General features: G+C 74.4%; 22 protein-coding genes and 1 riboswitch. Of the genes, 13 read left to right on the top strand and 9 right to left on the bottom strand.

Annotation, left to right across the window (positions count from 1 at the left end):
* Positions 1-97: 97 nt before the first annotated feature.
* From thiE to thiD, 4 genes are all read right to left on the bottom strand, one after another.
* Positions 98-820 (bottom strand): thiamine phosphate synthase, encoded by a 723-nt coding sequence (thiE, locus tag ACYQ02_RS08400; protein ID WP_460039998.1) that lies wholly within the window; start codon positions 818-820, stop codon positions 98-100.
* Positions 821-849: 29 nt separating this feature from the next.
* Positions 850-1,746 carry a hydroxyethylthiazole kinase gene (thiM, locus tag ACYQ02_RS08395; protein ID WP_460040334.1) on the bottom strand — a complete coding sequence of 299 codons (897 nt, stop codon included), beginning with the start codon at positions 1,744-1,746 and terminating at the stop codon, positions 850-852.
* 392 nt (positions 1,747-2,138) lie between these two features.
* Positions 2,139-2,714, bottom strand: coding sequence for an energy coupling factor transporter S component ThiW (gene thiW, locus ACYQ02_RS08390; protein WP_006903213.1), 576 nt, complete (start codon positions 2,712-2,714; stop codon positions 2,139-2,141).
* Positions 2,711-3,745: a bifunctional hydroxymethylpyrimidine kinase/phosphomethylpyrimidine kinase gene (gene thiD / locus ACYQ02_RS08385; protein WP_460039997.1), complete on the bottom strand. Its 1,035-nt coding sequence runs from the start codon at positions 3,743-3,745 to the stop codon at positions 2,711-2,713. Before thiD ends, thiW begins: the two co-directional genes overlap by 4 nt.
* A gap of 135 nt (positions 3,746-3,880) precedes the next feature.
* A riboswitch (TPP riboswitch) is annotated at positions 3,881-3,990 on the bottom strand.
* A 62-nt stretch (positions 3,991-4,052) separates the two neighbouring features.
* Between thiD and ACYQ02_RS08380 the strand changes: the two genes are divergently transcribed.
* The 8 genes from ACYQ02_RS08380 to ACYQ02_RS08345 all read left to right on the top strand — a co-directional run bounded on the left by ACYQ02_RS08380 (position 4,053) and on the right by ACYQ02_RS08345 (position 13,721).
* Positions 4,053-4,445 (top strand): hypothetical protein, encoded by a 393-nt coding sequence (locus ACYQ02_RS08380; RefSeq protein WP_460039996.1) that lies wholly within the window; start codon positions 4,053-4,055, stop codon positions 4,443-4,445.
* Positions 4,442-5,824, top strand: coding sequence for a LysO family transporter (locus tag ACYQ02_RS08375; protein WP_460039995.1), 1,383 nt, complete (start codon positions 4,442-4,444; stop codon positions 5,822-5,824). The genes ACYQ02_RS08380 and ACYQ02_RS08375 overlap by 4 nt, the downstream gene beginning before the upstream one ends.
* 85 nt (positions 5,825-5,909) lie before the next feature.
* Entirely contained in the window at positions 5,910-7,742 is a 1,833-nt protein-coding gene (locus tag ACYQ02_RS08370) for a Mur ligase family protein (RefSeq protein WP_460039994.1), read from the top strand.
* A gap of 213 nt (positions 7,743-7,955) precedes the next feature.
* The gene (locus ACYQ02_RS08365; protein ID WP_006903218.1) at positions 7,956-8,693 is read left to right on the top strand and encodes a hypothetical protein; all 738 of its coding nucleotides are present in this window, start codon (positions 7,956-7,958) and stop codon (positions 8,691-8,693) included.
* 318 nt (positions 8,694-9,011) lie between these two features.
* Positions 9,012-9,782, top strand: coding sequence for a metal ABC transporter ATP-binding protein (locus tag ACYQ02_RS08360; RefSeq protein ID WP_460039993.1), 771 nt, complete (start codon positions 9,012-9,014; stop codon positions 9,780-9,782).
* Positions 9,779-11,674 (top strand): metal ABC transporter permease, encoded by a 1,896-nt coding sequence (locus ACYQ02_RS08355; protein ID WP_460039992.1) that lies wholly within the window; start codon positions 9,779-9,781, stop codon positions 11,672-11,674. Before ACYQ02_RS08360 ends, ACYQ02_RS08355 begins: the two co-directional genes overlap by 4 nt.
* On the top strand, positions 11,671-12,867 hold the full coding sequence (locus tag ACYQ02_RS08350; protein ID WP_460039991.1) for a metal ABC transporter solute-binding protein, Zn/Mn family: 1,197 nt from the start codon (positions 11,671-11,673) through the stop codon (positions 12,865-12,867). The genes ACYQ02_RS08355 and ACYQ02_RS08350 overlap by 4 nt, the downstream gene beginning before the upstream one ends.
* A 206-nt stretch (positions 12,868-13,073) precedes the next feature.
* Positions 13,074-13,721 carry a hypothetical protein gene (locus tag ACYQ02_RS08345; protein ID WP_460039990.1) on the top strand — a complete coding sequence of 216 codons (648 nt, stop codon included), beginning with the start codon at positions 13,074-13,076 and terminating at the stop codon, positions 13,719-13,721.
* Positions 13,722-13,852: 131 nt separating this feature from the next.
* On the opposite strand, the gene ACYQ02_RS08340 is transcribed toward ACYQ02_RS08345, so the two are convergent.
* Together ACYQ02_RS08340 and ACYQ02_RS08335 are read right to left on the bottom strand one after the other, a co-directional pair.
* Complete coding sequence (locus tag ACYQ02_RS08340; protein ID WP_460039989.1) at positions 13,853-14,833, bottom strand: transketolase family protein; 981 nt, start codon at positions 14,831-14,833, stop codon at positions 13,853-13,855.
* A gap of 40 nt (positions 14,834-14,873) precedes the next feature.
* Entirely contained in the window at positions 14,874-15,734 is an 861-nt protein-coding gene (locus tag ACYQ02_RS08335) for a transketolase (protein ID WP_460039988.1), read from the bottom strand.
* 203 nt (positions 15,735-15,937) lie between these two features.
* Between ACYQ02_RS08335 and ACYQ02_RS08330 the strand changes: the two genes are divergently transcribed.
* Together ACYQ02_RS08330 and ACYQ02_RS08325 are read left to right on the top strand one after the other, a co-directional pair.
* Positions 15,938-16,243, top strand: coding sequence for a metal-sulfur cluster assembly factor (locus tag ACYQ02_RS08330; RefSeq protein ID WP_460039987.1), 306 nt, complete (start codon positions 15,938-15,940; stop codon positions 16,241-16,243).
* Between the two features lie 149 nt (positions 16,244-16,392).
* Positions 16,393-16,938, top strand: coding sequence for an acyl-CoA thioesterase (locus ACYQ02_RS08325; RefSeq protein WP_460039986.1), 546 nt, complete (start codon positions 16,393-16,395; stop codon positions 16,936-16,938).
* On the opposite strand, the gene ACYQ02_RS08320 is transcribed toward ACYQ02_RS08325, so the two are convergent.
* Positions 16,908-17,339: a DUF4870 domain-containing protein gene (locus ACYQ02_RS08320; protein ID WP_460039985.1), complete on the bottom strand. Its 432-nt coding sequence runs from the start codon at positions 17,337-17,339 to the stop codon at positions 16,908-16,910. The two genes, ACYQ02_RS08325 and ACYQ02_RS08320, sit on opposite strands and share 31 nt — an antisense overlap.
* 267 nt (positions 17,340-17,606) lie before the next feature.
* A complete protein-coding gene (locus tag ACYQ02_RS08315; RefSeq protein WP_460039984.1) occupies positions 17,607-18,290 on the bottom strand; it encodes a TlpA family protein disulfide reductase in 684 nt (227 codons plus the stop codon).
* Between the two features lie 757 nt (positions 18,291-19,047).
* Between ACYQ02_RS08315 and ACYQ02_RS08310 the strand changes: the two genes are divergently transcribed.
* Positions 19,048-21,708, top strand: coding sequence for a thioredoxin domain-containing protein (locus ACYQ02_RS08310; protein ID WP_460039983.1), 2,661 nt, complete (start codon positions 19,048-19,050; stop codon positions 21,706-21,708).
* A gap of 156 nt (positions 21,709-21,864) precedes the next feature.
* On the opposite strand, the gene ACYQ02_RS08305 is transcribed toward ACYQ02_RS08310, so the two are convergent.
* On the bottom strand, positions 21,865-23,280 hold the full coding sequence (locus tag ACYQ02_RS08305; protein WP_460039982.1) for a class I SAM-dependent methyltransferase: 1,416 nt from the start codon (positions 23,278-23,280) through the stop codon (positions 21,865-21,867).
* Positions 23,281-23,407: 127 nt separating this feature from the next.
* On the opposite strand from ACYQ02_RS08305, the gene ACYQ02_RS08300 reads away from it, so the two are divergent.
* Both ACYQ02_RS08300 and ACYQ02_RS08295 read left to right on the top strand, forming a co-directional pair.
* Complete coding sequence (locus tag ACYQ02_RS08300; RefSeq protein WP_460039981.1) at positions 23,408-24,427, top strand: NAD(P)H-dependent flavin oxidoreductase; 1,020 nt, start codon at positions 23,408-23,410, stop codon at positions 24,425-24,427.
* Positions 24,428-24,719: 292 nt separating this feature from the next.
* Positions 24,720-24,980: a hypothetical protein gene (locus ACYQ02_RS08295; protein ID WP_460039980.1), complete on the top strand. Its 261-nt coding sequence runs from the start codon at positions 24,720-24,722 to the stop codon at positions 24,978-24,980.
* The last annotated feature ends 85 nt before the right edge of the window (positions 24,981-25,065 follow it).

Raw genomic sequence — 25,065 nt, 5'->3', positions numbered from 1 at the left:
GCAGACGGGCAAGCACTACAAAGGGAGTGTAGCACGACGGGCCGGAGCCGGTGCCGTGCCGTAGAAAAGGGGACGGCGTCATGCACCTGCGGTGCACTCACCGGTCCCACCGCTGCACGAAGGCGGCCGCCGCTCCGCCCGGGTCGGCCGCCCGGGCGATGGCCGAGGCGACGGCGACCCCGGCCAGGCCGGCCCCGCGCAGGGCCGGGAGGTCATCCAGGGTGATGCCGCCGATGGCCACCACGGGCAGGCGGGTGGCGGCCACCACCGCCTTCAACCCCTTCAGGCCGATGACGCGGGCATCGTCCTTGGTGGAGGTGGAACGGAGCGCCCCGGCGCCCACGTAGTCCGCCCCGGCGGCCTCGGCCGCCCGCGCCTCCTCGGGGCTCCGGACGGAAACGCCCAGCAGGCCTTCGGGCCAGAGCCGGCGCACCACCTCCGCCGGCAGGTCGTCCTGTCCCACGTGCAGGCCGTCGGCACCCACCGCCAGCGCCAGGTCCAGCCGGTCGTTGACCACCAGCAGGGCGCCGTAGCGGGCCGTGATCCGGCGGGCGGCCTCGGCCAGTTCGTAGGCCACCCGGTCGGCCGCCGCCTTGGCCCGGAACTGCACCGCCCGGACCCCGGCCGCCAGCACCGGCTCCAGCAGAGGGGCCGGGTCGGCGGTGCCCACAAGGCCCAGGTCGTAGATGAAGTAGACCTTGAGCAGGCCGGTTGCGGGGCGGGCGGGATCCGCACCCCCGGCAGGGATGCCCGCGGGCAACGGGAGGCGGGCGCCGCCCCGGCCAGACCCGTCCTTACCGTTCCTTGAACCCTCCGTCATGGGATCACCTCCCGCCGTCTCCGCGCGGTTCACCGTTCCCGGGATCCGTGTGGCGGCCCCGGGAGAATGGAAAGCCCTTCGGCATCCCCTGTGCCCCCCGCCCCCAGCCGGTACAGCTCGTCCAGGAAGGCCGCCTGGAACGAGCCCGGCCCCGAGGTGCGCTCCGCCGCCCGCTGGGCGGCCAGGCCGTAGACGGCCATGGCCAGGGTGGCATCCTTGAGAGGGGTCTCCGAGCCCGCCAGGAACACCGCTACCGCGGTGGTCGCCCCGCACCCGCCGCCGGTCACCGCCGCCAGCCAGGGGTGGCCGTTGGCCACCCGCCAGGCCTGGCGGCCGTCGGTGACCAGGTCCACCGGTCCGCTGGCCACCACCACGCAGCGGTAACGCCGGGCCAGCGCCTGGGCTGCCTCCAGCACCTCCCCTTCCTCCACCGCGCCGCTGTCCACGCCCCGGGTGCGGCCGGTGCCCGCCCCGGCCAGGGCCAGGATCTCGCCGCCGTTGCCGCGCACGGCCGTCGCGCCGCCGGCCAGCAGGTCCAGGGCCAGCCGGGTGCGCAAGGGGGTGAAACCGGCCCCCACGGGGTCGACCACCACGGCGCGCCCGTGGCGGAGGGCCTCCGCCTGCGCCGCCTTGAAGACGGCTTCATCCCCTGCCCGCAGGCTGCCGATGTTCAGGACCAGGGCCTCCGCCGCCGCAGCAATGGCGGGGAACTCCTCCGGTTCCGGCGCCATCAAGGGGGATGCCCCCAGCGCCAGGGTGATGTTGGCCGTCCAGTTCATCACCACGTAGTTGGTCAGGTGGTGGACCAGCGGTCGCCGGTGGCGGATCCGGGCCAGGACCCGGGCGGCTTCCGCCGCCCAGCTCGCGGGCGCCGGGCCGGTGGAGGAGTTGGAGGCTTCCGGAGCCGGCGGCTGGGGAGCGCCCATGTTCGTCACGGGGATCCCTCCTCTGGAATGCCTGTGGAACGCCTGATCGTCCTGCCAGGCCAGGGCGAGACGCGCGTCCAGGGGCCGGGCGGAGCCGGCTCATGCCGGCCCGGCGCGGGTCCGGGCGAACCGCCGGGTTCATGGCGAACCGGGCAGCGCCCCGGTCATGCCGGCCCACGGCGGGCCAGGGTGGGCCACGAGCCCCGGGCGGGGCGGAACCTTGTCACGTCGCCCGGCCGTAGTCCGGGGCGAGCTACGGACCCACGGCCCCGGTGGAACCGAGGCATGCCGGCCTACCGCGGGTCGGGGCGAGCCACGGCGCACGGCCCCGGTGGCGGCCCGGTCCGCGCGTTCCCCGCGGGGGCGATTGCCGCCCCTCTGAAGGCGCGGGGTCACCTGCGGGACGAGGGCGGGCTCTGGCTGGACCCCGGGCCCGGGCCGGGAACCGGCCCCCCGTCGCCCTCCGGGGCCGGGGCGGGGAGCCAACGCAGCAGCAGGCCGCCCACCAGGGCGCCCAGCAGGCTGCTGACGGTAAAAGGCACCACGTAGAAGAACCAGGCCGCCTCGGCCTGGCCCAGCAGCCACCGGGCCACGGGGAAGGCGGCCAGGCCGCCCAAGAGGCCCGTGCCCACCACCTCCCCCGCCATGGCCGCGGCGGGGCGCCGGGCGGCCCGGTAGGCGAGCCCGGCCAGGGCGGCGCCGAAGAGGCTTCCCGGGAAGGCCAGCAGGGTGCCCAGCCCCAGCAGGTTGCGCAGCAGGCTGATGAGCAAGGCCACGGTCACGGCGCCCGCGGGGCCGAACCAGGCGGCGGCCAGCACGTTGACGGCATGCTGCACCGGCGTGGCGGTGGCCACTCCGACGGGGACCCGGATCATGCCCGCCAGGACGGTGCCCAGGGCGATCAGCATCGCGGCCCGGACCAGCCGCCGGGTGCGGTGGGGGGGCGCGCCGGGCTGAGGTGCCGTCATCCCTCTTCACCTCCGTCGAGCTGCCGGCCCTCAGGGCCCGCGGCCCCGGATGCGGCCTGGTCCACGGGCGCGCCGTTCGGCGCGCCGCCCTCCCCGGCCGCCGCTCCCAACGGGTCACCCAACGGGTCATCGGGCGCAGCCTCCCAGGGGTAAAAGGAGCAGGTCGGGCCGTGGCCGCGCCCGATGGCGGGGGCATGGCGGATGGCCCCGGTGATGTAGATCTTGGCGGCTCGCAGGGCGTCCAGCACCCCGTACCCCCTGGCCAGGTAGGCGGTGATGGCGGCGGAGAAGGTGCAGCCCGTCCCGTGGGTCGAGCGGGTGGCGATGCGGGGCGCCCGCAAGAGGTGCCAGTCGCGGCCGTCGTAGACCACGTCCACGGCGTCGGCCGAATCTTCCGCCACGTGGCCGCCCTTGACCACCACCCAGGCCGGCCCCAGCCCGTGGAGGACCTGGGCCGCCCGGCGGGCGTCGTCCAGCGTCCGGATGGGGACGCCGGCCAGTTCCTCCGCCTCGTGGCGGTTCGGCGTGATCACCGTCGCCAGGGGCAGGAGCAGCCGCCGCACCGCCTCCCGGGCCGGTTCGTCCAGGAGGGGGGCCCCGCTCTTGGCGATCATCACCGGGTCGACCACCAGGGGGAAGGGACCCAGCCGGTCCCGCCAGTAGCCGATGCGCTCCGCCACGGCCTCCACGATGGCGGTGGTGCCCAGCATGCCCGTCTTGGCGGCGTCGGTGCCGATGTCGTCCAGCACGGCATCGATCTGGGCGGCCACCATCCCGGGGGGCACCAGGTGGACGTCCCGCACTCCCTCGGTGTTCTGAGCCGTCAGGGCGGTGATGGCCGAGGTGCCGAAGACCCGCAGGGCGTTGAAGGTCTTGAGGTCCGCCTGGATCCCGGCGCCGCCGCCGCTGTCGGAACCGGCGATGGTCATGGCGCGGGGCGGCGGCACCTGGGGCGGGGTGCCCGGGTGGGGCGCATCCGGGCGCCCATCCGGGCGGGGAGCCCCCGGACGGGGCTCGGCAGGGGTGGGCATGGTGGATCGCTCCCTTCCCACAGGTGGTACGGGCTGGCGGGGGCTGCCGCGGCAGGGCAAGGTGCGGCCGGCAACGAAAAAGGCCGCGGGACGAACGCGGCCCAGGCGCCAGGAAGCGATCCAGAGGCTTCGTTGGAGCGGGACCGCACCGTTCCCTCCGGTGGCATTACCCACGTCAGGTTCGAGGGGTTCGAGCCGGTTGGCTCGTCTCAGCCGGCGTGGCGCCAGCACCCCCACGGTGCTACCATCTCCAGTATCCGGCCCGCACGAGAACAGGTCAACGGGTGGGCGAAACGGGGGAACCAGCTTGCGCGAGCGATTGAAGCCCGTGGTCCGGGCGATGGCCCTGGGACTGTTTGTGGTGATCGCCGCCATGTGGCAGCGCCGCACGGGCGGGTCGGTGGCGGGGCTGCTGGGGTTCACCGCGGCGCTGGCGGGCGCCGTCCTGCTGGGCGCCCTGGGGTTTGCGCGGCTCATGGGCGTGCTGGAAAGCGGCCGGCGCGGCGATGCCGCCCGCGGTGGGGCCGCCCGCGGCGACACCGGCGGCGGTGGCCGCGGCGGGGCCGGCGGCACGACCGGAGCGGCCGGCCGCCTTGTGGCCGCCACCAGCAGGGGTCCGGCGGGTCGACCGCGCCGGTCCGGGGCCCGTGCCGGGGAAACCGCCGGAGCGGGCCCCGCCCAGGGGCGAGGCCGGCCGTGACCGCGGTCCTGGTGGCCCTGGCCGCCGGCATGGCCGCGGGGCTGAGCGGCCTGGGTGGCCGGCTGCCGGCAGCCTGGTGGGATGCGGCATCCCGGTGGACGCTGCGGGCGCTGCTCTTTCTCATGGGCCTGCGGCTGGGCCTGGATCCCCAGGTAGGGTCCGGTTTGGCCCGGCTGGGCGGGCGGGCTGCCGCCTTTGCCGTGGCCACGGCGGGCGGGGCGCTGCTGGCGGGACTGCTGGGCTCGGCCCTGGGGGCCGCATGGCGTGCTCGTACGGCCTTTCGGCAGGGCGCCCCCAGCACCAGGCGCCGGCGCGCCCCCGGCGCCTGGTGCCGGCGTATCCGCATGGCCTGGTGCCAGGCCACCCCCATCACCCGGCGGCTTGGATCCAGGGCCGCGGGCGGGGCCGGCGAGGTGGCGGGACGCACCCGCCAGGGCCCGATCACGCTCTCGGGCGGGGCGGCAGGACCCCACCTTCTCCCTTCGGATCCCGTCCCCCGGGGAAACCTCGGCCCGGAGGCCCCGAGGACCCGGCCGGACCCGGCCCGCCACGATCCCGCCGCGGGGGACCCGGCCACGGCCGCCGGGGGGGCTGGCCGGTCCGGCGAAGCCCTGCGCCTCAGCGCCGCAGCCGTCCTGGCGGTGGCCGGCGGCTGGCTGGCGGGAGCCGTGTTCGTCCACTGGCTGGGCGGCCTGCCGGGAGGCAGCGTGGGGGCGGCGGTGGCCGGAGAAGCGGCGGCCATGGCCGGCGGGCTGGAGGCGCCGGTGGAGGCGCCGGCGAGCGGCGGGACGGGAGGGGTGGCCGGCGGGCCGGAAGGATCGGCCCCCCTGGTGGCCGCTGCCGGGCGGCTGGCCGCCGCCGGCTCCGGGTACGCCTTGCTCCTCCTCATGGCCCTTTACGGGTACGAGTTCGGCCGGCAGTGGCCGGCCACCCGGGAGAGCCTCCGGGCCGTCCGGGGCAAGGCCCTCCTGTTGCCCTTGCTGGGTGCGGCGGGGAGCCTGGCTGGGGGCTGGCTGGCGGGGCGGCTGACCGGCGAGCCGCCTGCCCTGGCCCTGGCGGTGGCGGCCGCCTTCGGCTGGTACAGCATGGCCGGGGTGCTGGTGGCCCAGCTCTGGGGACCGGCCGCCGGTGCCCTGGCCTTCCTGGCCAACGTGATGCGGGAGCTTCTGACGGTGGTGGCGGTGCCCTTCCTGGCGCGCCTGGCGGGCCGGCGGTCCTGGCTGGCCGTCCTGCCGGGAGGCGCCACCACCATGGACACCACCCTGCCCGTCATCGCCGCGGCGGCGCGGGATGCGGGCACCACGGCCCTGGCCTTCGTCCACGGCCTCATCCTCACCTTGCTGGCCCCTGCCCTGATCAGCTGGCTGGCGAGCCTTTGACCGTTTCCCCCCTCCGTGACACCTGCCCGGGGCATGCGACATACGCCTATCGGGGAACCCCAAACGGGGGGGTTGAACCATTACCATGGCGCTGGATGTCGTTCCGCTGCTGCAGGGGCTGTCGTTTTCCCTGTCCGGCGAGCCGCTGCCTCCTTGGGTCGGCGAGATCCGCTCCCACTCCGCCCGGGTCGAACCCGGCGACCTGTTCGTGGCCATTCCCGGGCGCCGGCACGACGGCGCCGCCTTCGCCGGCGAGGCGCTGCGCCGGGGGGCCCGGGTGGTGGTGGCCCAGCAGCCCCCGGGGCAGCCGCTGCCTCCCGGGGTCAGCTGGCTTCAGGTTCCCTGTGCCCGCTCGGCCCTCTCCCGCCTGGCGGCCAACCGCTACGGTCACCCGTCCCGCCGGCTGGTGGTGGTGGGTGTCACCGGGACCACCGGCAAGACGACCACCACCCTTCTCCTCCACCATCTGCTGAGCGCCACAGGAATCCCGGCCGGCCTCATCGGGTCGCTGGAGGTGCGCGCCGGAGGGCACCGCTGGCCGGGCAACCTGACCACCCCCGACCCGCTGGACCTCCACCGGTACCTCAGGGTGATGGCCGATGCCGGTTGCCGGGTGGCGGTGATGGAGGTCTCGTCCCAGGGTGCCGACCAGCGGCGGGTGGATGACGTGGCCTTCGACCTGGGCGTGGTGACGAACCTGGCTCCCCTGGAACATCTGGAGTACCACCCCACCTACGAGGACTACGCGGCCGCCAAGGGCCGTTTCGTCGCCATGATCCCGCCCGGCGGCGGCGTGCTGATGCACGAGGGCGAGGCCGCCCTGCGCCTGGGCCCTTATGCCCGGGCGCCGGTGGTCCTGTTCGGGCGCGGTCGCGCCTGCCACCTGCGGCTGGCGGCCGAGCAGGTGGCCGCGCCCGCCGCGCCGCTCTCCGGCCGAGCGGGTCCCGATCTCTGGACGAACCGGCTGCATCTGGAACTCCCGCCGGCCTGGCCGCCGGGGCCCGCCCTGCGGCTGAGCCGGGATCGTCCCGGGGGGAACGGACACTTTCGGGCCGTACCGGCTGTCGCGCCACCTCCCGCCGCCGGCGTTCGGGTGGCTCCCGAGGGGCCGGGACCGGCCCGGCCGGGCGTCTGGCTGGAGACTCAGCTCATGGGCCCCCACCATGCCCTCAACGTGGTGGCGGCCGTGGGAGCTGCCCTGTGGCTGGGCCTGGATCCGGGCACGGTCGCCCGCGCCCTGCCGGGTTTTGCCGCACCCCGGCGCCGCACCCAGGTGCTGATGCGCCGCCCCTTCACCGTCATCGACGATACCGCCGGGCGGCCCGACAGCCTGGCCGCCTGCTTCGCCGTGGCCGCCCGGATCCCCCACCGGCGGGCGGTGGTGGTCTATGCCGTGCGGGGAGGGCGGGGTGCGGCCATCAACTATGCCAACGGCCTCCAACTGGCCTGCGAGGCCCGCCGCCTCGGGGCGGCGGTGCTGGTGACCGCCAGCGCGGGGGATACCACGGCGCGGGATATGGTGCGGCCCGCGGAGTGGGAGGCGTGCCTGGCCGGGCTCGAGACGGGCGGGCTCAAGCCCCCCCAGGTCGGCACCTTCACCCGGCTGGGGGATGCGGTGGCGGCGGCGGTCTCCTTGCTGGGGGAAGGCGATCTCCTGCTCCTGCTGGGGACCCAGGGCATGGATGCGGGCGCGCTGTACCTGCAGCGGATTCTGGCCCGGCCGGTTCTTCCCGTGCGGCCGGCCTTGTCCGTGCGGCATCCGGCGCCCCTGGAGCGGGCGGGCCCCACGGTCTCGGCCGGCCCCACGGCCCCGGCCGGTCCCGGGCTCTCACCGGAGGGACTGCCGGCGGCCGCGGGCAGGGCCGGCCGGGCGGAGGAACTGCCCGAAGGGGCCGTCTTCCCCGGGGGCGCCCTGTGATCCCTGAGCGGCCGGCCAGCAGGGGCGGCGACGGGCACCCGGCTGCGGGTCCTGGCGGGTCGTGGCCGGCGGGCCGGGCCGGCCGCCCGGGTGCCGGATGGGGTGGCGTTGTCTCCGCCCGGGCGCTCCTGTGCTATGATTAATCGCTAGCCGGCCATCGCCGGGCGAGCCCGCCATCGTGGCCGGCCCGTCAGAGCAAGCGAGGCGACTGCCATGGAGCGCAATCACCGGCCCGGCCCCGGCGGGCCGTCCGATCCCCAGGAAGAGAAGGGCCCGGCTCCCGGCGGCACCGGACCCGGCAGCGCCGGACCTGGTTCCGGACCCGGCGCCGGACCCGGAGGTGCCCGGCCTGGCCATCCTGCCCCGGCCCGGCCACCGGCCCGCTCGGGCGGTACCGGCCGGGCGCCGGAACCGCCCGGCACGCCGGCAGCGGCCGGCCCGTCCGGCTCGCCCGGGGCCCCGGAGGGCGATCGGCGAGCCGCTCGCCCGCGCCCCTTGCGCCAGGGCTACTCCCGGCCGCGGCGAGACCACCCGTACGACACCCGGGTCCTGGACGACCTGGCCCGGGTCTTCATGGAAACCACCCTGCGCGAAGACGGCACCGTGATCTGCCCCGACCGGCGGGAGGCCCTGGCCCTGGCCGAGCAGGTGCTGGACATCCTGTACTATTCCGGCTTCTACAACGCAGCCGACGTAGCCGGGCTGCGCTTCCACCTCTACCCCCGGCTGGAGGCGGACGGCCAGCCCGATCTGATCTACGCCAACACCTGGATGGACGGGCGGTGGATGGAGATCGCGGTGGTGGAGGTGCCCCGGCCCAACGCCCGGCCTCCCGAAGAGGAAGGCCCGCACCCGGTACGCGGCCTGGCCCGGCCGTTGCCGGCGGGCGAACCCGGCCGCAACGGGCTCACCCACCCGGGCCGGCCGGGCGCCCGCCGCCCGGAGGGTTAGGCCGGGCCCGGGGCAGGGAGCCTCTTGCGCCGGGCGCCGGCCATGGAGCCCCGAGGAACGGCGATGGTAGCCCAGGCCGCGGGGCTGTGTCCCGCCGGGCCACCTCTTGCAAGGGGGACCGCTGCCCGGACTCCGCCTCCCCGGTGGAGAAGCTGCCGCCGGGCCTGAACTGCCGCCCGAGGAAGGGGCGCCGCTCTGTACCCTGGTTTTGCATTTATGCAAAAATGTTGTTGGCTAACAACTAGCAGGGTGTGGCTGCGCCGGTTCGTCCGGATCGCGCCGGGCTGAACCGGCCCGGTCCCCCAGGGGGGACGGAACATGGCTGGTGAGAGCGAGGCCGCCGTGGCCGTGCGCAACCTCTATGTGGCGTACGATCACCGGCCCGTCCTGCGGGGCGTGCGGCTGGCGGTGCCGGCGGGCTTGCTGGTCGCCTTGGTGGGGCCGAACGGGGCCGGCAAGTCGACCTTGTTCAAGGCGATTTTGGGGCTGGTGCGGCCCGCCGCCGGCACGGTGCGGGTCTTCGGCCAGCCGGTGGAGCGCCAGCGGCGCCGCATCGCCTACGTGCCCCAGCGGGAGCTGATCGACTGGGATTTCCCGGCCACCGTGTCCGACGTGGTGATGATGGGGCGCGTGCCCCGCCTGGGCTGGTTGCGGCGCCCGGGGCCGGAGGACCGCCGCCGGGTGGCGGAGGCCCTGGAGGAGGTCGGCATGGCGGCCTACGCCCGGCGCCCCCTGGCGGCCCTTTCGGGCGGGCAGCAGCAGCGGGTCTTCATCGCCCGGGCCCTGGCCCAGGATGCCGACCTGATCCTGCTGGACGAACCCTATGCCGGCGTGGACGCCGCCACCCAGGAGGTGGTGCGGCGGCTGCTGGGCCGGCTGCGGGACGCGGGCAAGACCATCCTGGTGGTCGACCACGATCTTGCGGGGATCGGCCACTACGACCGGGTGGCACTGATCAACGGCCGGGTCATCGCCTTCGGCCCGCCGGCGGACGTCATGACGGCCGAGCGGCTGCGGGAGACCTACGGCGGCCGGCTGACCTACCTGGACCGGGTGGTCCTGCCGGTACCGGGAGGGGTGCGGGCATGACGGGCGATCCGGGCTGGCTCGACATACTGGCTGAGCCGCTGCGCTACCCCTTCATGGTCCGGGCCCTGGCCGCGGGGGTGCTGGTGGCCGTGGCCGGAGCGGTGACGGGCAGCTTCCTCCTGGTGCGCCGCTGGTCGCTGCTGGGCGATGCCATCTCCCACGCCGTGCTGCCGGGCGTGGCCGTCGCCTACCTGCTGGGCTGGCCTTACTTTACCGGCGCCCTGGCCAGCGCCCTGCTGACGGCGGCCGGCATCGGCTTTCTCGAGCGGAACACCCGCCTCAAGTCCGACGCCGCCACGGGCCTGCTCTTCCTCGGCGCCTTCGCCCTGGGGCTGGCCATCCTCAGCCGCGCCCGCAGCAGCGTGGACGTGTTCCACATCCTGTTCGGCAACGTCCTGGGCGTCTCCCGCGCCGACCTGGTGCTCATGGCCGTGGTGGCGGCGGTGGCGGCCGGGCTGGTGGCGCTCCTCTTCAAGGAGCTCCAGTTGTGGGCGTTCGATCCCGTCACCGCGGAGGTGGCGGGACTGCCCGTCCGTGCCCTCCACTACCTGATGATGGTGCTGGTGTCGGCGACCCTGGTGGCGGCGCTGCAGGCAGTCGGGGTGGTGCTGGCCCTGGCCATGCTGGTGACCCCGCCGGCCACCGCCTACCTGCTGGTGCGCCGCTTCCCGGCCCTGATCGGCCTGGCCGTGGTGCTGGGCACGGTGGCGGCGGTGACCGGCCTCTACCTGTCCTTCTACCTGGACGTGGCCTCGGGACCCGCCATGGTGCTGGTGGCCATGGCGGGTTTCGTGGTGGCCCTGGTGCTGGCTCCCGAGCAGGGGCTCCTGGCCCGGCTCCTGCAGCGGCGCCGGACCGCCCGGCTGGTGGCCGCCGAGGACGTTCTCAAGGCCCTGCACGAGCTGGGGGTGGAAGGCGGCGAGGCGGTCGCCCGGGGGGCAGGACCCGCGGCAGGACCCGCTGCAGCCGCGGCCGCGTCCCCGCGGGGCGTGCCGCTGGACGTTCTGGCCGGTTGGACCGGCTTGACCCGCCGGGAGGTACGGGCGGCCCTGGCCCGGCTGGTGGCCCGGGGCCTGGCGGCCTGGGATCCGGAACCCGAGGCCGGGGACCCCGGACCGCAGGCGCCGCAGCCGGCCGGTGACGGCGCAGGCGGCGGCCCGCAGCCTGCGGGGGCCGGCTTCCGGGAGGGCCGCGGGCCCCGGGCGCAAGGACCGGCCCTGGGTGCGCGCCTCACCGCAGCCGGGGTGCGGGAAGCCCGCCGGCTGATCCGGACCCACCGGCTGTGGGAGCGGTACCTGACCGACGTGGCCGGCATGGCCTGGGAAGACGTTCACCAGGTGGCCCACGAGCTCGAGCACGCCACCCCGCCCCACCTGGCGGAAGAGATGGCCGAAGCCCTGGGCCATCCCGCCCGCGACCCCCACGGCGCACCCATTCCCACCCCCGCCGGCGAGGTGCCGGCGGAGCCCGGCCCGCCGCCGGTGGCCCTGGACCAGCTGCCGGCGGGGACCCGGGCGGTGGTCGCCCGGGTCGACGACGAGGACCCGGACCTTCTCGGCCGGCTGCGCCGGGCGGGACTGGTGCCGGGCACCCGCCTGGAGGTGCTCGGCCGCGCCCGGGACGGGCTCTGGGTGCGCCGCGAAGAAGCCTCCCAGGTTCGGGTTCCGGGGCCACCGGCGGAGGAACCGGCCGGGCGCCGGGGCCCACGGCCAGAGCCGCCCGCACCGGTGGCTGCGGAGCAGGGGGCGGGGCGGAGCGAAGCGCCGGGGGAGGCCTCCAGCCCCGAGGGGCAGTGGCTGGACGCCGCCGCCGCGGCAGCCCTGCGGGTTCATCCCCTGGAACCGGACGGGACCCTGACGCAGCCCGGCCCGCGTGAGGAGGAGCCGGCATGAGGCGTTCCCAACCCCTACCGGCCGCGATCCTGGTGGTGGTGCTGGTGCTCCTCCTGAGCGCCGGCTCGGTGCTGGCGGCCGGCCGGTACTGGTGGCGCCAGCTGATGGGCCCCGGCGACCCGCGGCCCCTGGTGGTGGCCAGCACCACCATCCTGGCCGACCTGGCGGCCCGCATCGGCGGCCCGCGGGTGCGGGTCCATAGCCTGCTGGCCCCGGGCCAGGATCCCCACAGCTACGAGCCCGTGCCGCGGGACGCCCTGGCCCTGGCCCGGGCCCGGGTGGTGCTGCTCAACGGCCACGGGATCGACCTGTGGGCCGAGCGGCTGCTGGAGGGGATGCCCCAGGCTCCCGCCACCGGCTCGGCGCCAGGGACGGCTACAGGCTCCGGCCTGCCGCCCGCCCCGCCCAGCCTTGACGGGCCTGCACCGGCGACCCGGCTTCCGGACCCAGAGGGACCCCCGGACCCCCCGGCGGCACCCGGCTCCGCGGCGGCCTGGCCCGGTGCCCCGCGGGCGGCATCCCCGGACCCGGTGGCCCCTGCCCTGCCGACGGGCGGCCCTCTGGTGGTGCGGGTGGCGGAAACCCTTCCCCCCGCCGTCCTGCTGCCCTGGCCGGGCGATCCGGCGAAGGTCGATCCGCACCTCTGGATGGATCCCGTGCTGGTCATGGGCTACGTGGACGCCATTGGCGCGGCCCTGAGCGCTGCCGATCCGGCGGGGGCCGGGTTCTACCGGCAGCGGGCGGCCTCCCTCCAGGAAGAGCTGAGGGCGCTGGATGCCTGGATCGCCCGCCAGGTGACCGCCGTCCCGCCGGATCGCCGCCTGCTGGTGACCACCCACGACGCCTACCGCTACTTCGGTCGCCGCTACGGCGTCCGGGTCGTGGACAGCGTGTGGGGCATAAGCACCGAGGAAGAACCGGCGGCCGCCGAGCTGGCCCGCCTGCTGGGGCACCTGCGGCGTTACGGCGTGCCGGCCTTCGTGGAGTCGACCATCAATCCCAAGCTCATGGAGGAACTGGCCGCCCAGGCGGGCGTGCCCATCGGCGGCCAGCTCTACGCCGACTCTGTGGGCCCTCCGGGCAGCGGGGCCGAAACCTACCTGGACATGATGCGCCACAACGTGCGGGTCATCACCGGGGCGCTGCGGGAGGCGCCGCGGCCTCAGGACCCTTCCGGCCCTCCGCCCCGTTGAGCCGGGGCCGGGCGGGCTGCACGCCGCGGCGGACGAAGGGGTTGCGCACCGGGGCGCCGAGGCCGCCCCAGCCCCGGTGAGGGCGAACCGGGTAGGGCGTGGCCGGGTCTTCCCCCGGCGCGTCCTTCCGGGTACCATGGAACTGGTAACTTATGCCTGCCGGGGTTCCCGGCAGGGGCGGCGTCCCATGCGGGAGGAGGGGAAAGGTGCGGCAGGGGTGGCGCCGGCTGGCGGCCGGCGTGGCCGTGGCGGTGGTGGCGGCGGGTGTGGTGGCCTGGTCCCTGACGCCGGCAGGAAGCCAGTGGTGGCAGGCCACCCTGGAGGGGCTGGGACGACCCCAAGCCCCCGATCCCCAGCAACTGGAGCAGGTCGGCCGCCACCTGGCGGCGTCGACGGGCGAGGAACTGGAGCGGGCGAAGGGCAACGTGCACGGGGTCCACGAGCGGATGAACCAGATCGCCGGCTGGGGGCACCTGGCGGCGCTGCGGGACGCCCACAGCCCCGCGTGGAACGACGTCCAGCAGGTGCTGGAAAGCGCGAGCCTACAGTTCTTGCGGGACGTGGCAGCGCGGTTGCAACCGCCCACCGCCGGCCAGGACCTCAAGGCCTTCATTCTGGCGCTGGAGGAGGGCTACCGCCGGCGGGACCCCGGCCGGGTCCGCACGGCCCACCGGATCATCCACGACCTGGACTACTTCGTGTTCAACCACCAGACGGTGCCCGGGGGCAGCCGGGACTACTGGGGGGCCACCCTGACGCTGGAAGGGGACGGCTCCCTGGCGGCCGAGGTGCTGGGAGCTGCCGCCGGGGAGTCGGGCCGGGAAGCGGGCCAGGGAACGGGGGCCGGGGAGTAGGGGGTTGGGGAGTAGGGGGCCGGCGCGGCGGAGGGGACCGGGTCCCGGTGGGCACCGGCAGGCGGCAAGGCCCTTCGGCCGGTCCCGGCCCCGTGCACCCAGGGACGACCCCGGCGGGCGAGGTTCCCTCTTCAGCGGCGGGCCGCACCCGCCACCCCCGCCCGCTTGCGCTCCAGCACCCGGCGGGCCGCGGCGGCGATGGCCTCCGGGGTCAGCCCGTACTTGCGCATGAGCTCCTCCGGGGCGCCCGATTCGGCATAGGTGTCCTGCAGGGCGACGAACTCCGCCGGCACCGGCACCGTCTCCGCCAGGGCCAGGGCGATGGCGCTGCCCAGGCCGCCGGCTTTGAGGTGCTCTTCCGCCACCACCAGGGCGCCTGTTTCTTCCGCCGCCGCCCGCACGGCGTCCCGGTCCAGCGGCTTGACACAGGCAAAATCCAGCACCCGGGCTTCGATGCCCTCGGCCGCCAGCGGCTCGGCCGCGGCCAGGGCCGCCGCCACCATCAGCCCGTTGGCGGCGATGGTCAGGTCGCCGCCGTCCCGCACCCGGATGGCCCGCCCGATGGCGAAGTCGCAGGGACGGGTGTCGTAGACCAGGGGAGCCTTGGGCCGGCCCACCCGGATGTACACCGGGCCCGGGTGCGCCACGGCCGCTTCCACCGCCCGGCGGGTGGCGTGTTCGTCCGCGGGAACCAGCACCACGAAGCCGGGCAGCGCCTGGGCCAGGGCCACATCCTCCACGGCCATCTGGGACACGCCGTCTTCGCCGATGCTGATGCCGCCGTGGCTGCCGACGAACTTCACGTTGAGGCCCGCGTAGTTCACGCCGATGCGCATCTGGTCGAAGGCCTTGCACATTAGAAAGGCCGCAAAGCTGGCACAGACGGGAACCTTTCCGCACGACGCCAGCCCCGCCGCCAGGCCGACCATGTTGGCCTCGGCGATGCCGGCGTTGAAGAACCGGTCGGGAAACTCCTGGGCGAAGTAACGGGTGTAGGTCGACTTGGACAGGTCGCCGTCCAGCACCACCAGCTCGGGATGCCGGCGGCCCAGCTCCACCAGTGCCTCGCCGAAGGCCTGGCGGGTTGGCTTGCCTGTGGGAAGCCCGAACATGGCAGGATCCTCCTCGCGCTCGTCAGCGGACTGCACCCGGTCAGCGGGCCGCGGCCGGTTCGTCCCCCAGCTCCGCCAGGGCCTTTTCGGTCTCCTCGGGGGTCGGCGCCCGGCCGTGGAACTCGTTGTTGTTCTCCATGAAGGACACGCCCTTGCCCTTGACGGTGTGGGCGATGATCATCACCGGGCGCCCGGTGCCGGCCCGGGCCCGTTCCAGCGCCGGCACCACCTGGCCGAGGTCGTGGCCGTCGATCTCCTCCACGTCCCAGCCGAAGGCGCGCCACTTGTCGGCCAGCGGCTCCACGCGCACGATGGCGTCCACCGCGTCGTCCAGCTGGTAGCGGTTGTAGTCGAGGATGGCGATCAGGTTGTCCAGGCGGTGATGGGCCGCGAACATGGCCGCCTCCCAGACCTGGCCCTCCTGGATCTCCCCGTCGCCCAGGAGCACGAACACGCGGTAGTCCTTGCCGTCCAGCTTGCCCGCCAGGGCCATTCCCGCGGCGATGGAGAGGCCCTGGCCCAGGGAACCGGTCGAGGCCTCGATCCCCGGGCAGTCCCGCCGGGAAGGGTGTCCCTGCAGCGGGCTGTCCAGCTGGCGCAGCCGCTCCAGCCAGGCCTCGGGGAAATAGCCCGCCTCCGCCAGGGCGGCGTACACGATGGGCACGCCGTGCCCCTTGCTCAGGACGAACCGGTCCCGATCGTCCCAGCTGGGGCGGGCCGGGTCATGGCGCATCACATGGAAGTACAGCGCGGTGACGATCTCCGCAGTGGACAAGGAGCCGCCCGGGTGACCCGAGCCCGCCCGGGCGATCATGCGGATGACGTGGCGGCGCAGCTGGCGCGCCCGTTCTTCCAGCGACGCCAGCGTCTCTGCCGGAACGGTCGGTGCAGGCACGTGCATCGCCTCCTGCGGCCGCGCGCCGCAGAGCGCCGGCCGGTACGGGAATCTGGGGTGGATGCTGCAAACTTCCCCTACAACCTTCCCCTAGGATACACGAACGGGACCGCCCGTGAGGCGATGCGGTATCCTTAAGGTTGAGCCTGGGGTAGGGCCGGTTGCCTCCGGTGGAGCCGGTTCGGCCCCCGGCAGCGGGAGGTGATCCCATGGCGAAGGTGACGGAAGAACAGGTCCGCGAGGCCCTGACCGACGTCATCGATCCGGAGATCGGGCTCAACGTGGTCGACCTGGGCCTGGTCTACCGGTGCGAGGTGGACGACGAGGGCGTGGTCGAGGTCGACATGACCCTGACGGCCATCGGCTGCCCCCTGGGCGACCAGATCGTCAGCCAGGCCAAGCAGGCCATCGAGCGGCTGGAGGGCGTGAAGGAAGCCCGGGTCCGGCTGGTCTGGAGCCCGCCCTGGCGGCCCGAGATGATGTCGGAGCGGGCGCGGATGCTGCTGGGGTTCTGACGGGGCCCCTGGGCGTAGTACCCGGCAGCGGGGCGCGGCGCGGGGACCGGGCCAGGTGGTGCGGCGCCAGCGCGGGATGGAGGCGGAGGCGAGGGATCGACTTGGGCGATCGGCCTTTGGACCGGCCTGCGTCCGAGGAGACCGGGCGCGTGGTGCGTTCCCCCCTGCGGGTCCGCTTCGCGGAGACGGACGCGCAGGGGGTGGTCTATTACGGGAACTACTTCGTCTACTTCGAGGTCGGGCGGGTCGACCTGCTGCGGGAGGCGCAGGGGGCCGGGCTGCAGGGAGCGACGGCCCAGGGAGCGGGGAGCGCCGGCGAGCCGGAAGGCGGGCGGGAAGCGGCGGTGGAGCCCGGCGGCGGCGTCCACGCCCTGATGGTGGTCCACGCCGAGTGCGACTACCGGGCCTCCGCCCGGTTCGACGACCGGCTGGAGGTGGAGACCTGGATCGAAGCCCTCGGCCGGACCAGCATTACCTTCGGCCACCGGGTGGTGCGGCTGCCTGGCCGGGAGGAGCTGGTGCGCGGCCGGGTGGTGGCCGTCCACGTGGGGCGGGAGGGTCGTCCCGAACCCCTTCCTGCATCCTGGCGGCAAGCGCTGGAGCGGTACATGCCCCCCGCGCCCGACCCCGGCCAGCCCGCCCGGGCTCTGGCGGAGGCGGGCCCTTATCTTACCAGCCGCAAGGTCAGCGGATAGCGGTAGGCCTCGCCCTTGCTGGCCCGGACGGCGGCCACGATCACCAGCACGAGCCACCCCAGGGACACGGCCGCCGCCAGCAAAGCCAGCAGCACGAAGAGGAGGAAGGTGAGGGCCCGCGGGCCCGGGCCGCCCATGGGGCCCACCAGGATGTCGGCCATGCCCATGGGCACCAGGGCCAGAAGGCCCAGGGCAATCAGGGCGATGAAGTACAGGGTGACGCTGAGCTGAAAGTTGACGGCTTCCTTGCCCTGCTGGTCGACAAAGGGGTCGTCGTTCCGCTTGACCAGCCAGACCACCAGCGGGCCCAGCAGGTTGCCTAGGGGAATCCAGATGCCGGCCAGGGCCGCCAGGTGGCAGGCTACCGCCCAGCTCCGGGATTCACTGCCTCCGTTGACCATGGGTCCCCCTCCTCCTCTCCCCCTGTGCACCAGGAGCCTGCCCGGGCGCCTGCACGGGTACCCTCGTGATCCGGCCTGCCGGCCCACGGGCGGGTCCCCACACCGGATGCTGTGAACGCATGGGCCGGCATCCGCACGGCCGCCGGGCAGGCCGGCCCAACCGCTCCCGGCGGGGCCGCCGGGCCGGCCGGCGGGCCGGCGGGCCGGTGGGCCGGGACCAGGCTCTGGGGCGAGCCCTGGGGCGGGTTCCCAGTCTTGGCCGCGGGCCTACGAATCGCCGCCCGGCCGGGCCTGCTGGATGTACCGTTCCATCTGCTCGGCCGTCATGGGCCCGATGTGCCGCGCCCGCACCACCCCATCCGGGTCGATGAAGTAGCTGGTCGGCAGGTAGACGATGCGGTATTGCCGCCCCACCCGGCTGCCCTCGTCGTAGACGAAGACCCAGTCGTACCCGTTCTCTTCCACGTAGGCCTTGATCTCGTCGGGGCTGGCCGGGTCACTGGTGGTGACACCCACCACCACAACGTCGTCGGGCATCCGGTCGACCAGCTTGCGGATTTCCGGCATCTCCTGCCGGCACGGGTAGCACCAGCTGGCCCAGAAATTGAGGAAGACCACCTTTCCCCGAAAATTCGACAGGCTGACCGGCCGGCCCTCCAGTTCCCGCAGGGTGAAGTCGGGGGCCGGGGTGCCGGGGGCTACCACAGGCCCTTCGGGGGGAGCCGGTACCTGTCCGGACGAACCCGGCGGGTTCTGCCCGGCTCCCGGGGTGCCGGCGCCCGGAGCGCCCGCGCCCGGGGCGCCGGGCGGCGATGCCTGCCCACTGGGCGGGCTTCCGCCCGGGCCCGGCGCGGCCGGTTCGTCCCGGTTCAGGACGGCGATACCGGCGGCCAGACCCGCCACAACGAGCAACAACCCGGCGACGAGCGCGATACGGCGGCGGCTGTCCATGGTGGTCCCCCTTTGCCGCCCGGCGTGCAGGCGCGGGAGCTGGCCGGGCGGCCGGTTCGTCCCCGCCGGACCTGCGGCCAGTCCGCCGGTACCGGCGCGGCCGGGGCGCCATGCGGCTGCCGGCACCCGTGTCCCGGCTCCGGTCCCCGTGGTTCCGGCATGGGTTCCCATACCCTCGGCCGGTCCCCCGCACCCGGTTCCGGTCCCAGTATATCGCCGGGGTCTGCCCCATCTGTATCCGGAGGGGAATCGGGGGATCATCCGGTGGAGATCGGGTGCGCCACCGGGGCGGCGGGCCGAGCGCAAGGAGGCATGGAAGCCAAGGCCCGTGCCAGGACCGTGACCCGGGGGAGGCGGTGCAGGGAAGGTGAGGGAAAGGAGCAGGTCCCGCGCGGCCGACCGGCCCTTCCGATCCCCCATCCGCCGGCATGTGCCGGGACGCCCATCCGCCGGCATGTTAGGATGGGAATACGAAGGTCGCGGCGGTCGCGGCAGGATCCGTTGCGGGATGAACGCAGCGGGTTGCAGGCCGGCGGGTTTCAGGCCCCGGCATGAAGGGCTGAGGGACCGGCCCGAAGGGATCGCATGAAGGCTGGGCATGAAGGCGCCGGCACCCAGGCACCCGGTATGACGGTAGCCGGCACCAAGGCGCCGGCATGACGGTACCGGTACGGCCGTGACGGCCCGCCCCACGGCGGTGACGGCCCGCCCCGGTACCGGCGGTCCGGGAGGAACCCGGCGAAGGGAGGCACCCCCTATGGGTAGCAGCGACCGCCGGCCCAACCGGCTGATCCACCAGGCCTCGCCCTACCTGCAGCAGCACGCCTACAACCCCGTCGACTGGTACCCCTGGGGGCCGGAGGCGCTGGAGCGGGCGCGGCGGGAAGACCGGCCCATCCTGCTCAGCATCGGCTACGCGGCCTGCCACTGGTGCCACGTGATGGAGCGGGAATGCTTCGAAGACCCGGCCATCGCGGCCCGGATGAACGCCGGGTTCGTCAACGTGAAGGTCGACCGGGAGGAGCGGCCGGACCTGGACCAGGTCTACCAGACGGCGGCGCAGATCCTGGGTTCCGGGGGCGGCTGGCCGCTGACGGTGTTCCTGACGCCGGACCTCAAGCCCTTCTTCGCCGGCACCTACTTCCCGCCGGAAGACCGCCACGGCCTGCCGGGGTTCCCAAAGGTGCTGGAGGCGGTGCTGGACGCTTACCGCCACCGCCGGGACGAAGTGGAGCGGGTGGCCGGCCAGGTGGCGGAGGTGCTGCGCCGTTCGGTGAGCGGTGCCGGCCTGCTGGACCGGGGGACGGCCGAGCCGGCCCGCCGTTCCGGGGGTCTGGGACCGGACGGTGCAGCCAGCGGTGACGCAGGCGAGGCCGGCGGCGCCGGGGAGGCCGGCGGGGTTCCGGCCCCGGGGCCCGGCGAGGCCTCCGGGCAAGGGGAAGAGGCCTGGGAGGCGGGCGTGGCCCCTGGGCGCGGCGGGGCCGGGACTCGGGCGCCCGGGGCGGGCGGCGTGGCCTTGGGTCTGGCGCCTGAGGGTGCTGCAGGCCGGGAGGCGGCACGGCGTTGGTTGGAACAGGCTGCCGCCCGCATCGCCCGCAGCTATGACCCGCAGTACGGTGGCTTCGGCCGGGCCCCCAAGTTCCCCCAGGCCACGGCGGTGGCGGTGCTGCTGCGGGCCGGCGCCGGGAGCGGCTTGAACCAACCCGGCGGATCCGGGACGGGGACCGGACGGCATACTGAGGAGGGAACCGGGGACAGCCGGGCGCCGGCGGCCGAGGCGGGTGCAGCCGAGGCGGGCCGAGAGGGCGGCTCCGGTGCGGGCCCGGCGGCCGCCCCGGCAGCCCGGGATCCGGCCGGGGGAGGCCAAGGGCCAGGCCCGGGCTCCCGGCGCTACCTGGACATGGCCCTGCACACCCTGCAGGCCATGGCCCTGGGGGGCCTGTTCGACCACCTGGCGGGCGGGTTCCACCGTTACGCCACGGACCGGGCGTGGCTGATCCCCCACTTCGAGAAGATGCTCTACGACCAGGCCCAGCTGGTCCCCCTGTACCTCGACGCCTACCGGATCACGGGGGATCCCTTCTACGCCGGGGTGGCGCGGCGCACCCTGGATTTCGTCCGCGAGGAGATGACGGCCCCCGAGGGCGGGTTCATCAGCACCCTGGATGCCGACAGCGACGGCCGCGAGGGAGCCTACTACGTCTGGACGCCTGCTCAGCTCCGGGAGGCCCTGGAGGGTTCGGCCGCGTCCGGGACCCGTAGGGGGCCCGCCGGAGGGGAGCCTGCGAGGAACCCCCTCGCCGCCACGGGGCTCGCGAACAGCCCCACGGGACCGGTCGAACCCGCCGAGGCGGCGCCCGCCGCTGCCGCCTCGGTCGACGTCGCCCTGGCGGCCCGCTGGTTCGGCGTGACCGAGGAGGGCAACTTCGAGGACGGCACCACGGTGCTCTACCGGGCGGTGGCCGACGAGGAACGCCCGGCCCTGGCCCGCAGCCTGGGCCTGGATCCTGCCGAGCTGGACCGCCGGCTGGAGTCCATCCGCCGGCGGCTGCTGGAAGCCCGGCGCCGCCGTACCCCGCCGGCCCGGGACGACAAGATCCTAGCGGGCTGGAACGGCCTGATGATCGCCGCCTTCGCCCAGGCCGCACCGGTGCTGGACGAACCCGGCTACGCGGAGGCGGCCCGCCGGGCGGCCGAGTTCGTCCTGGGGGCCCTGCGCCGGCCCGACGGGCGGCTGCTCCACGCCTACCGGGGCCGGGCCCTGGATGTGCCCGGGTTTCTGCAGGATTACGCCTTCCTCATCGAGGGGCTTCTGGCGTTGCACGCCGCCGGCGGCGACCTCCGCTGGCTGGACGAGGCGGACCGGCTGGCGGGGGCCATGATCGAGGCCTTCTGGGACGAGGACAGCGGCCTCTTCTACGACGCGCCCCTGGAGGCCGAGACCCCCCTGGCCCGGCCCGTGGAGCTGTTCGACCAGGCGGTGCCGGCTGCGCCGGCAGCAGCGGCCGGGGTCCTGGCGCGGCTGGCGGTGATCACCGGCGACGAGCGCTACCACCGCGTGGCCGGCCGGTTTCTCGACCGGGTGAGGGCCCTGGCGGCGGAGCAGCCGCTGGCCATGGCCCGGACGGTGTGGGTCGAGGCCGACCGGCTGGAGGGGTATACGGAGGTGACCCTGGTGGGTGATCCTGACGCCCCCGTGATGGCGGAGTGGCGCCGGCGGCTGGCCGGGTTCTACCTGCCGGGGCTCCTCTTGACGATCCGGCCGCCCGGTGCCGGCACCGAGCGCCGGGCGGTGTGGCAAGGCCGTGATCCGGTGGGCGGGCGTCCCGTGGCCTATGTCTGCCGGGACTTCACCTGCTCCCTGCCCCTCGTGGACTGGGAGGGGCTGCGGCGGGAGCTGGAACGGGCGCATGGGTAAAGACTGGTCTGCTTTACGGTGACACCGATACGGCAGCGGTTGGTGGCCTATTGACCATCATTGGTGCTGGTATTTTGGTCTGGACACGTCGCCTGCCCAAAAATAAAGAGGCAGGCGAAGCAGACGAAGCTTAAATACAAGGGCGAGCGGCCTTGCCTATTGCTGATCCCGGGCCAGAGCCAGCAGTTCCGCCAACGGTTTCGGCTCCGGCCACGGCACCCGCACCCCCTGCAGGCGGGGCGCCCGCCAGCGGAAGCCCCGGGCCTGGACCAGCACCCAGAAGGACTCGCCGAGCCCTTCCGGGGCGTACAGGGCGTAGACCCGCTGCAGCGCCTGGTCAGCCTCCAGATCCCCCTGCCAGGCCCGCCGCGCCAGGGGCAGGGCCTCTTCTTCCTCGATGCCAAGGTTCAGGAGGAAGGCCCCCTGGGGCAGCAGCCCCAGATCCCGCAGCCCCAGCCGCCGGCCCAGCCGCTGCAGGTAAGTGAAGTCCAGGTCGGCGGTGATGTCCTGCTCGCCAGGCCGGGCGAAAGGGTCGTCCAGCAGTCGCTGGCGGTAGTAGCCGCGGACGGTGCCCCGGGGGCGCTGGGGGCTGTAGACCACCTCCGCTGGGCCACCGTAGTCGATGGTGATGACGAAAGCCCGCCGGGCCAGGACGCCCGCAATGGCCCGCAGCATGTCCCCCGCTCCCACGTTGACGTCGACGATCTGGCCCGGCTGCGGGTCGATCCCCTCTTCCCGCAGAATGGTCACGGCCCGCGGCTCGCTGACTGGTCCTTCCACCTGGACGAACCGGCCGTCCTGCACCGTGACGTAGAGTTCTCGCCACTCGAAAGGATGCTGGTGACCACCACGGCGCGCGGGTCGCCACGGGGCCGCCCCCTGGTCGCCACCGGAGGCGGACCCCAGACTGCCGCTGCCGCCGCCGTTCCCCCCACCGGTCGCGGCCGGCACGGCTTGGCCGCCGGCCGGGACCTCGGTATCTGCAGGCGGAGGGGTGGCCGAGGCAACCTGCCCCGCCGGCCTGCGCACCAGGCGGTGGACGGGAAAGGCGCTCATCAGCTCGTTCATCAGCACCACATGGACCGGGCCGGCCTGTTCGACCCGGGGGACCCAGCGCACTGGAGCCTCCGGCCAGGCCGCGGTGATGAAATCCCGCTGCCGCTCCTGCAGCTGGCGGCTCTCGTCGACGATCACGTACTCCAGGTGGCCGGGGCCGTAGCCGTCGGACCGGGCCGCCAGCAGCAGGTCCCGGGCCAGGTGGCCGCCTCCGGCGCCGATCTCCAGGATGCGGGCGGGGTTGGCCGGCAGGCCCCGCCGGGGCGAAAAGCCAAGGATGTGGAGCATCTCCCGGACCTGGCGCCAGATGGTGCGGCCGAAGGCCGGGTGGAAGGAGGGGGCGGTGAGGAAGTCCCCTTCCCGGCCGATGAGCGGGCGGGCCTGGGCGTAGTAGCCGTGCTCGGGGTGGTGCAGGGCCAGGTTCATGTACCGGGCGAAGGGAATCGCCCCCTGGCGCCGGATCTCGTCCAGCAGCAGCCGGATCAATTCGGGGTTGCCCTGCACCTTCACCTGCACCTTGCAGCTCTCCTTCCCGCGGCCGGCACGGCAAGGAGTCCCGGGCCAGCCCACGAAACCATTGCCATGATACCCGATCTCCGGTCCCGCACCGGCCCTGGATCGGCAGCCCGGAGGGGTGAAAGCGTTGCGGACGCGCTTTACCGAGCGTTTTGGAGTGGAGTTGCCCATCGTCCAGGGAGGACTGGCCTATCTGGCCCGCAGCGAGCTCTGCGCCGCCGTCTCCGCAGCAGGGGGCCTGGGCCAGCTTACCGCCGCCACCATGGAATCGCCCGAGGTGTTGCGCCAGGAGATCCGGCGCGTCCGGGAGCGGACCGACCGGCCCTTTGGCGTCAACTTCGCCATCGGACACCGGGATCTGTCGGAGTTCGTCCGGGTCACCATTGAGGAACAGGTTCCCGTCATCAGCGTGACGGGCGGCAACCCGGAACCCCTGTTCAAGGCCTTCGAGGGCCACCCCGTGCTCAAGATGGTGCTGGTGGCCGGTGTCCGGCAGGCCCAGAAGGCCGAGGCTCTTGGCGCCGACGCCGTGATCGCCGTGGGGGTCGAGGGGGGCGGCCACATCGGCCGGGACGACATCGGCACCCTGGTGCTGGTGCGGCGGGTGGTGGAGAGCGTCCAGATCCCCGTGCTGGCCAGCGGCGGGATCGTCGACGGCCGGGGGCTGGCGGCGGCCCTGGTGCTGGGGGCCGACGGCATCGAGATGGGAACGCGCTTCGTGGCCACGGTGGAGTGCCCGGCCCACCCCGCCTACAAGAAGGCGCTGGTGGAGGCGCGGGAGACCGACACGGTGGTCATCGAGCGGAGCCTCGGCCGGCCGGGTCGAGTGCTTCGGGGTCCCTGGTCGGAGCGCATTCTGGAAGCCGAGGCCCGCGGGGCCGGGCTCGACGAGCTCTTGCCCCTGATCTCCGGCAAGGCCAACACCCGGGCAGCCCTGGAGGGCAAGCTGGACGAGGGCTTCGTCTGGGCGGGCCAGGGGGTGGGCCTGATCCGCGACATCCCCACGGTGGCCGAGCTGCTGCGGCGCATGGTGGACGAGGCCGCTGCGGCCTTGCGGGAGGCCACGGAGCGGCTGCAGGCGTCGGCGGGGGAAGCCGCCAGCCGCCTCGCCGGCCAGGAACCGGGCGCGGGTTCCGCAGGGGCGTGAAGGTGCGGTCCGCAGGGGGTGAAGGTGCGGAACGTTGCCTGCCTGGGGGCGTCCCGCGCCGAGCAGCCGGGCGGGGGATCTTCCTCCTGCCCCGCACCTTCTGTGGCCCATGGCGTCCCAGGGCCTCCTGCGCCCGGGTGCGGTGCGCTGGGTGTGCGTAGCCGGCCCGGTGCGCACCGTGGTCGCCAAGCAGTTGCCGGTTCCTCCCCTGCCACCACCCTCAGCGCCTGCTACCAACGGAAGCGGGCCGCAACCCGTCGCAGGCGCGGCCCGGGAGGTGCCTGGGACGACCTTGAGACAACGGCTCTTGATGCCGCTTGCAGTGATGCTCGCCCTCGCCCAGTGGGCGGCCTTGGGCCTCGTCGTGAGGCTGCAGCTGGCCATCGCCTTCGTCCTGCTCAAGCCCCTCCTGGTCCGCGACCGCGTCGGGTGGGGCTACCTCGCCCTCGCGCTGGCTCTCGTAGTGCTGGACGTCGCCCTTTACCTGCGCCTGCCGGGCGAGCTCACCGATTCCCGGAAGCTAGCCCGGCGGCTCCTGCGGCTGCCCGATTGACCCCGGGCGGGTTCCGCGTCGCTGGGCCGACGCCTCGCGCACGGCCGGCGGACCGGTGCGCGGGAACCCGGGCCCGCCTCGCCTT

This window comes from Thermaerobacter litoralis (assembly GCF_054654595.1).
Note: the sequence above shows the minus strand (reverse complement) of the source record. Positions and strands in the feature narration are given on the sequence as shown.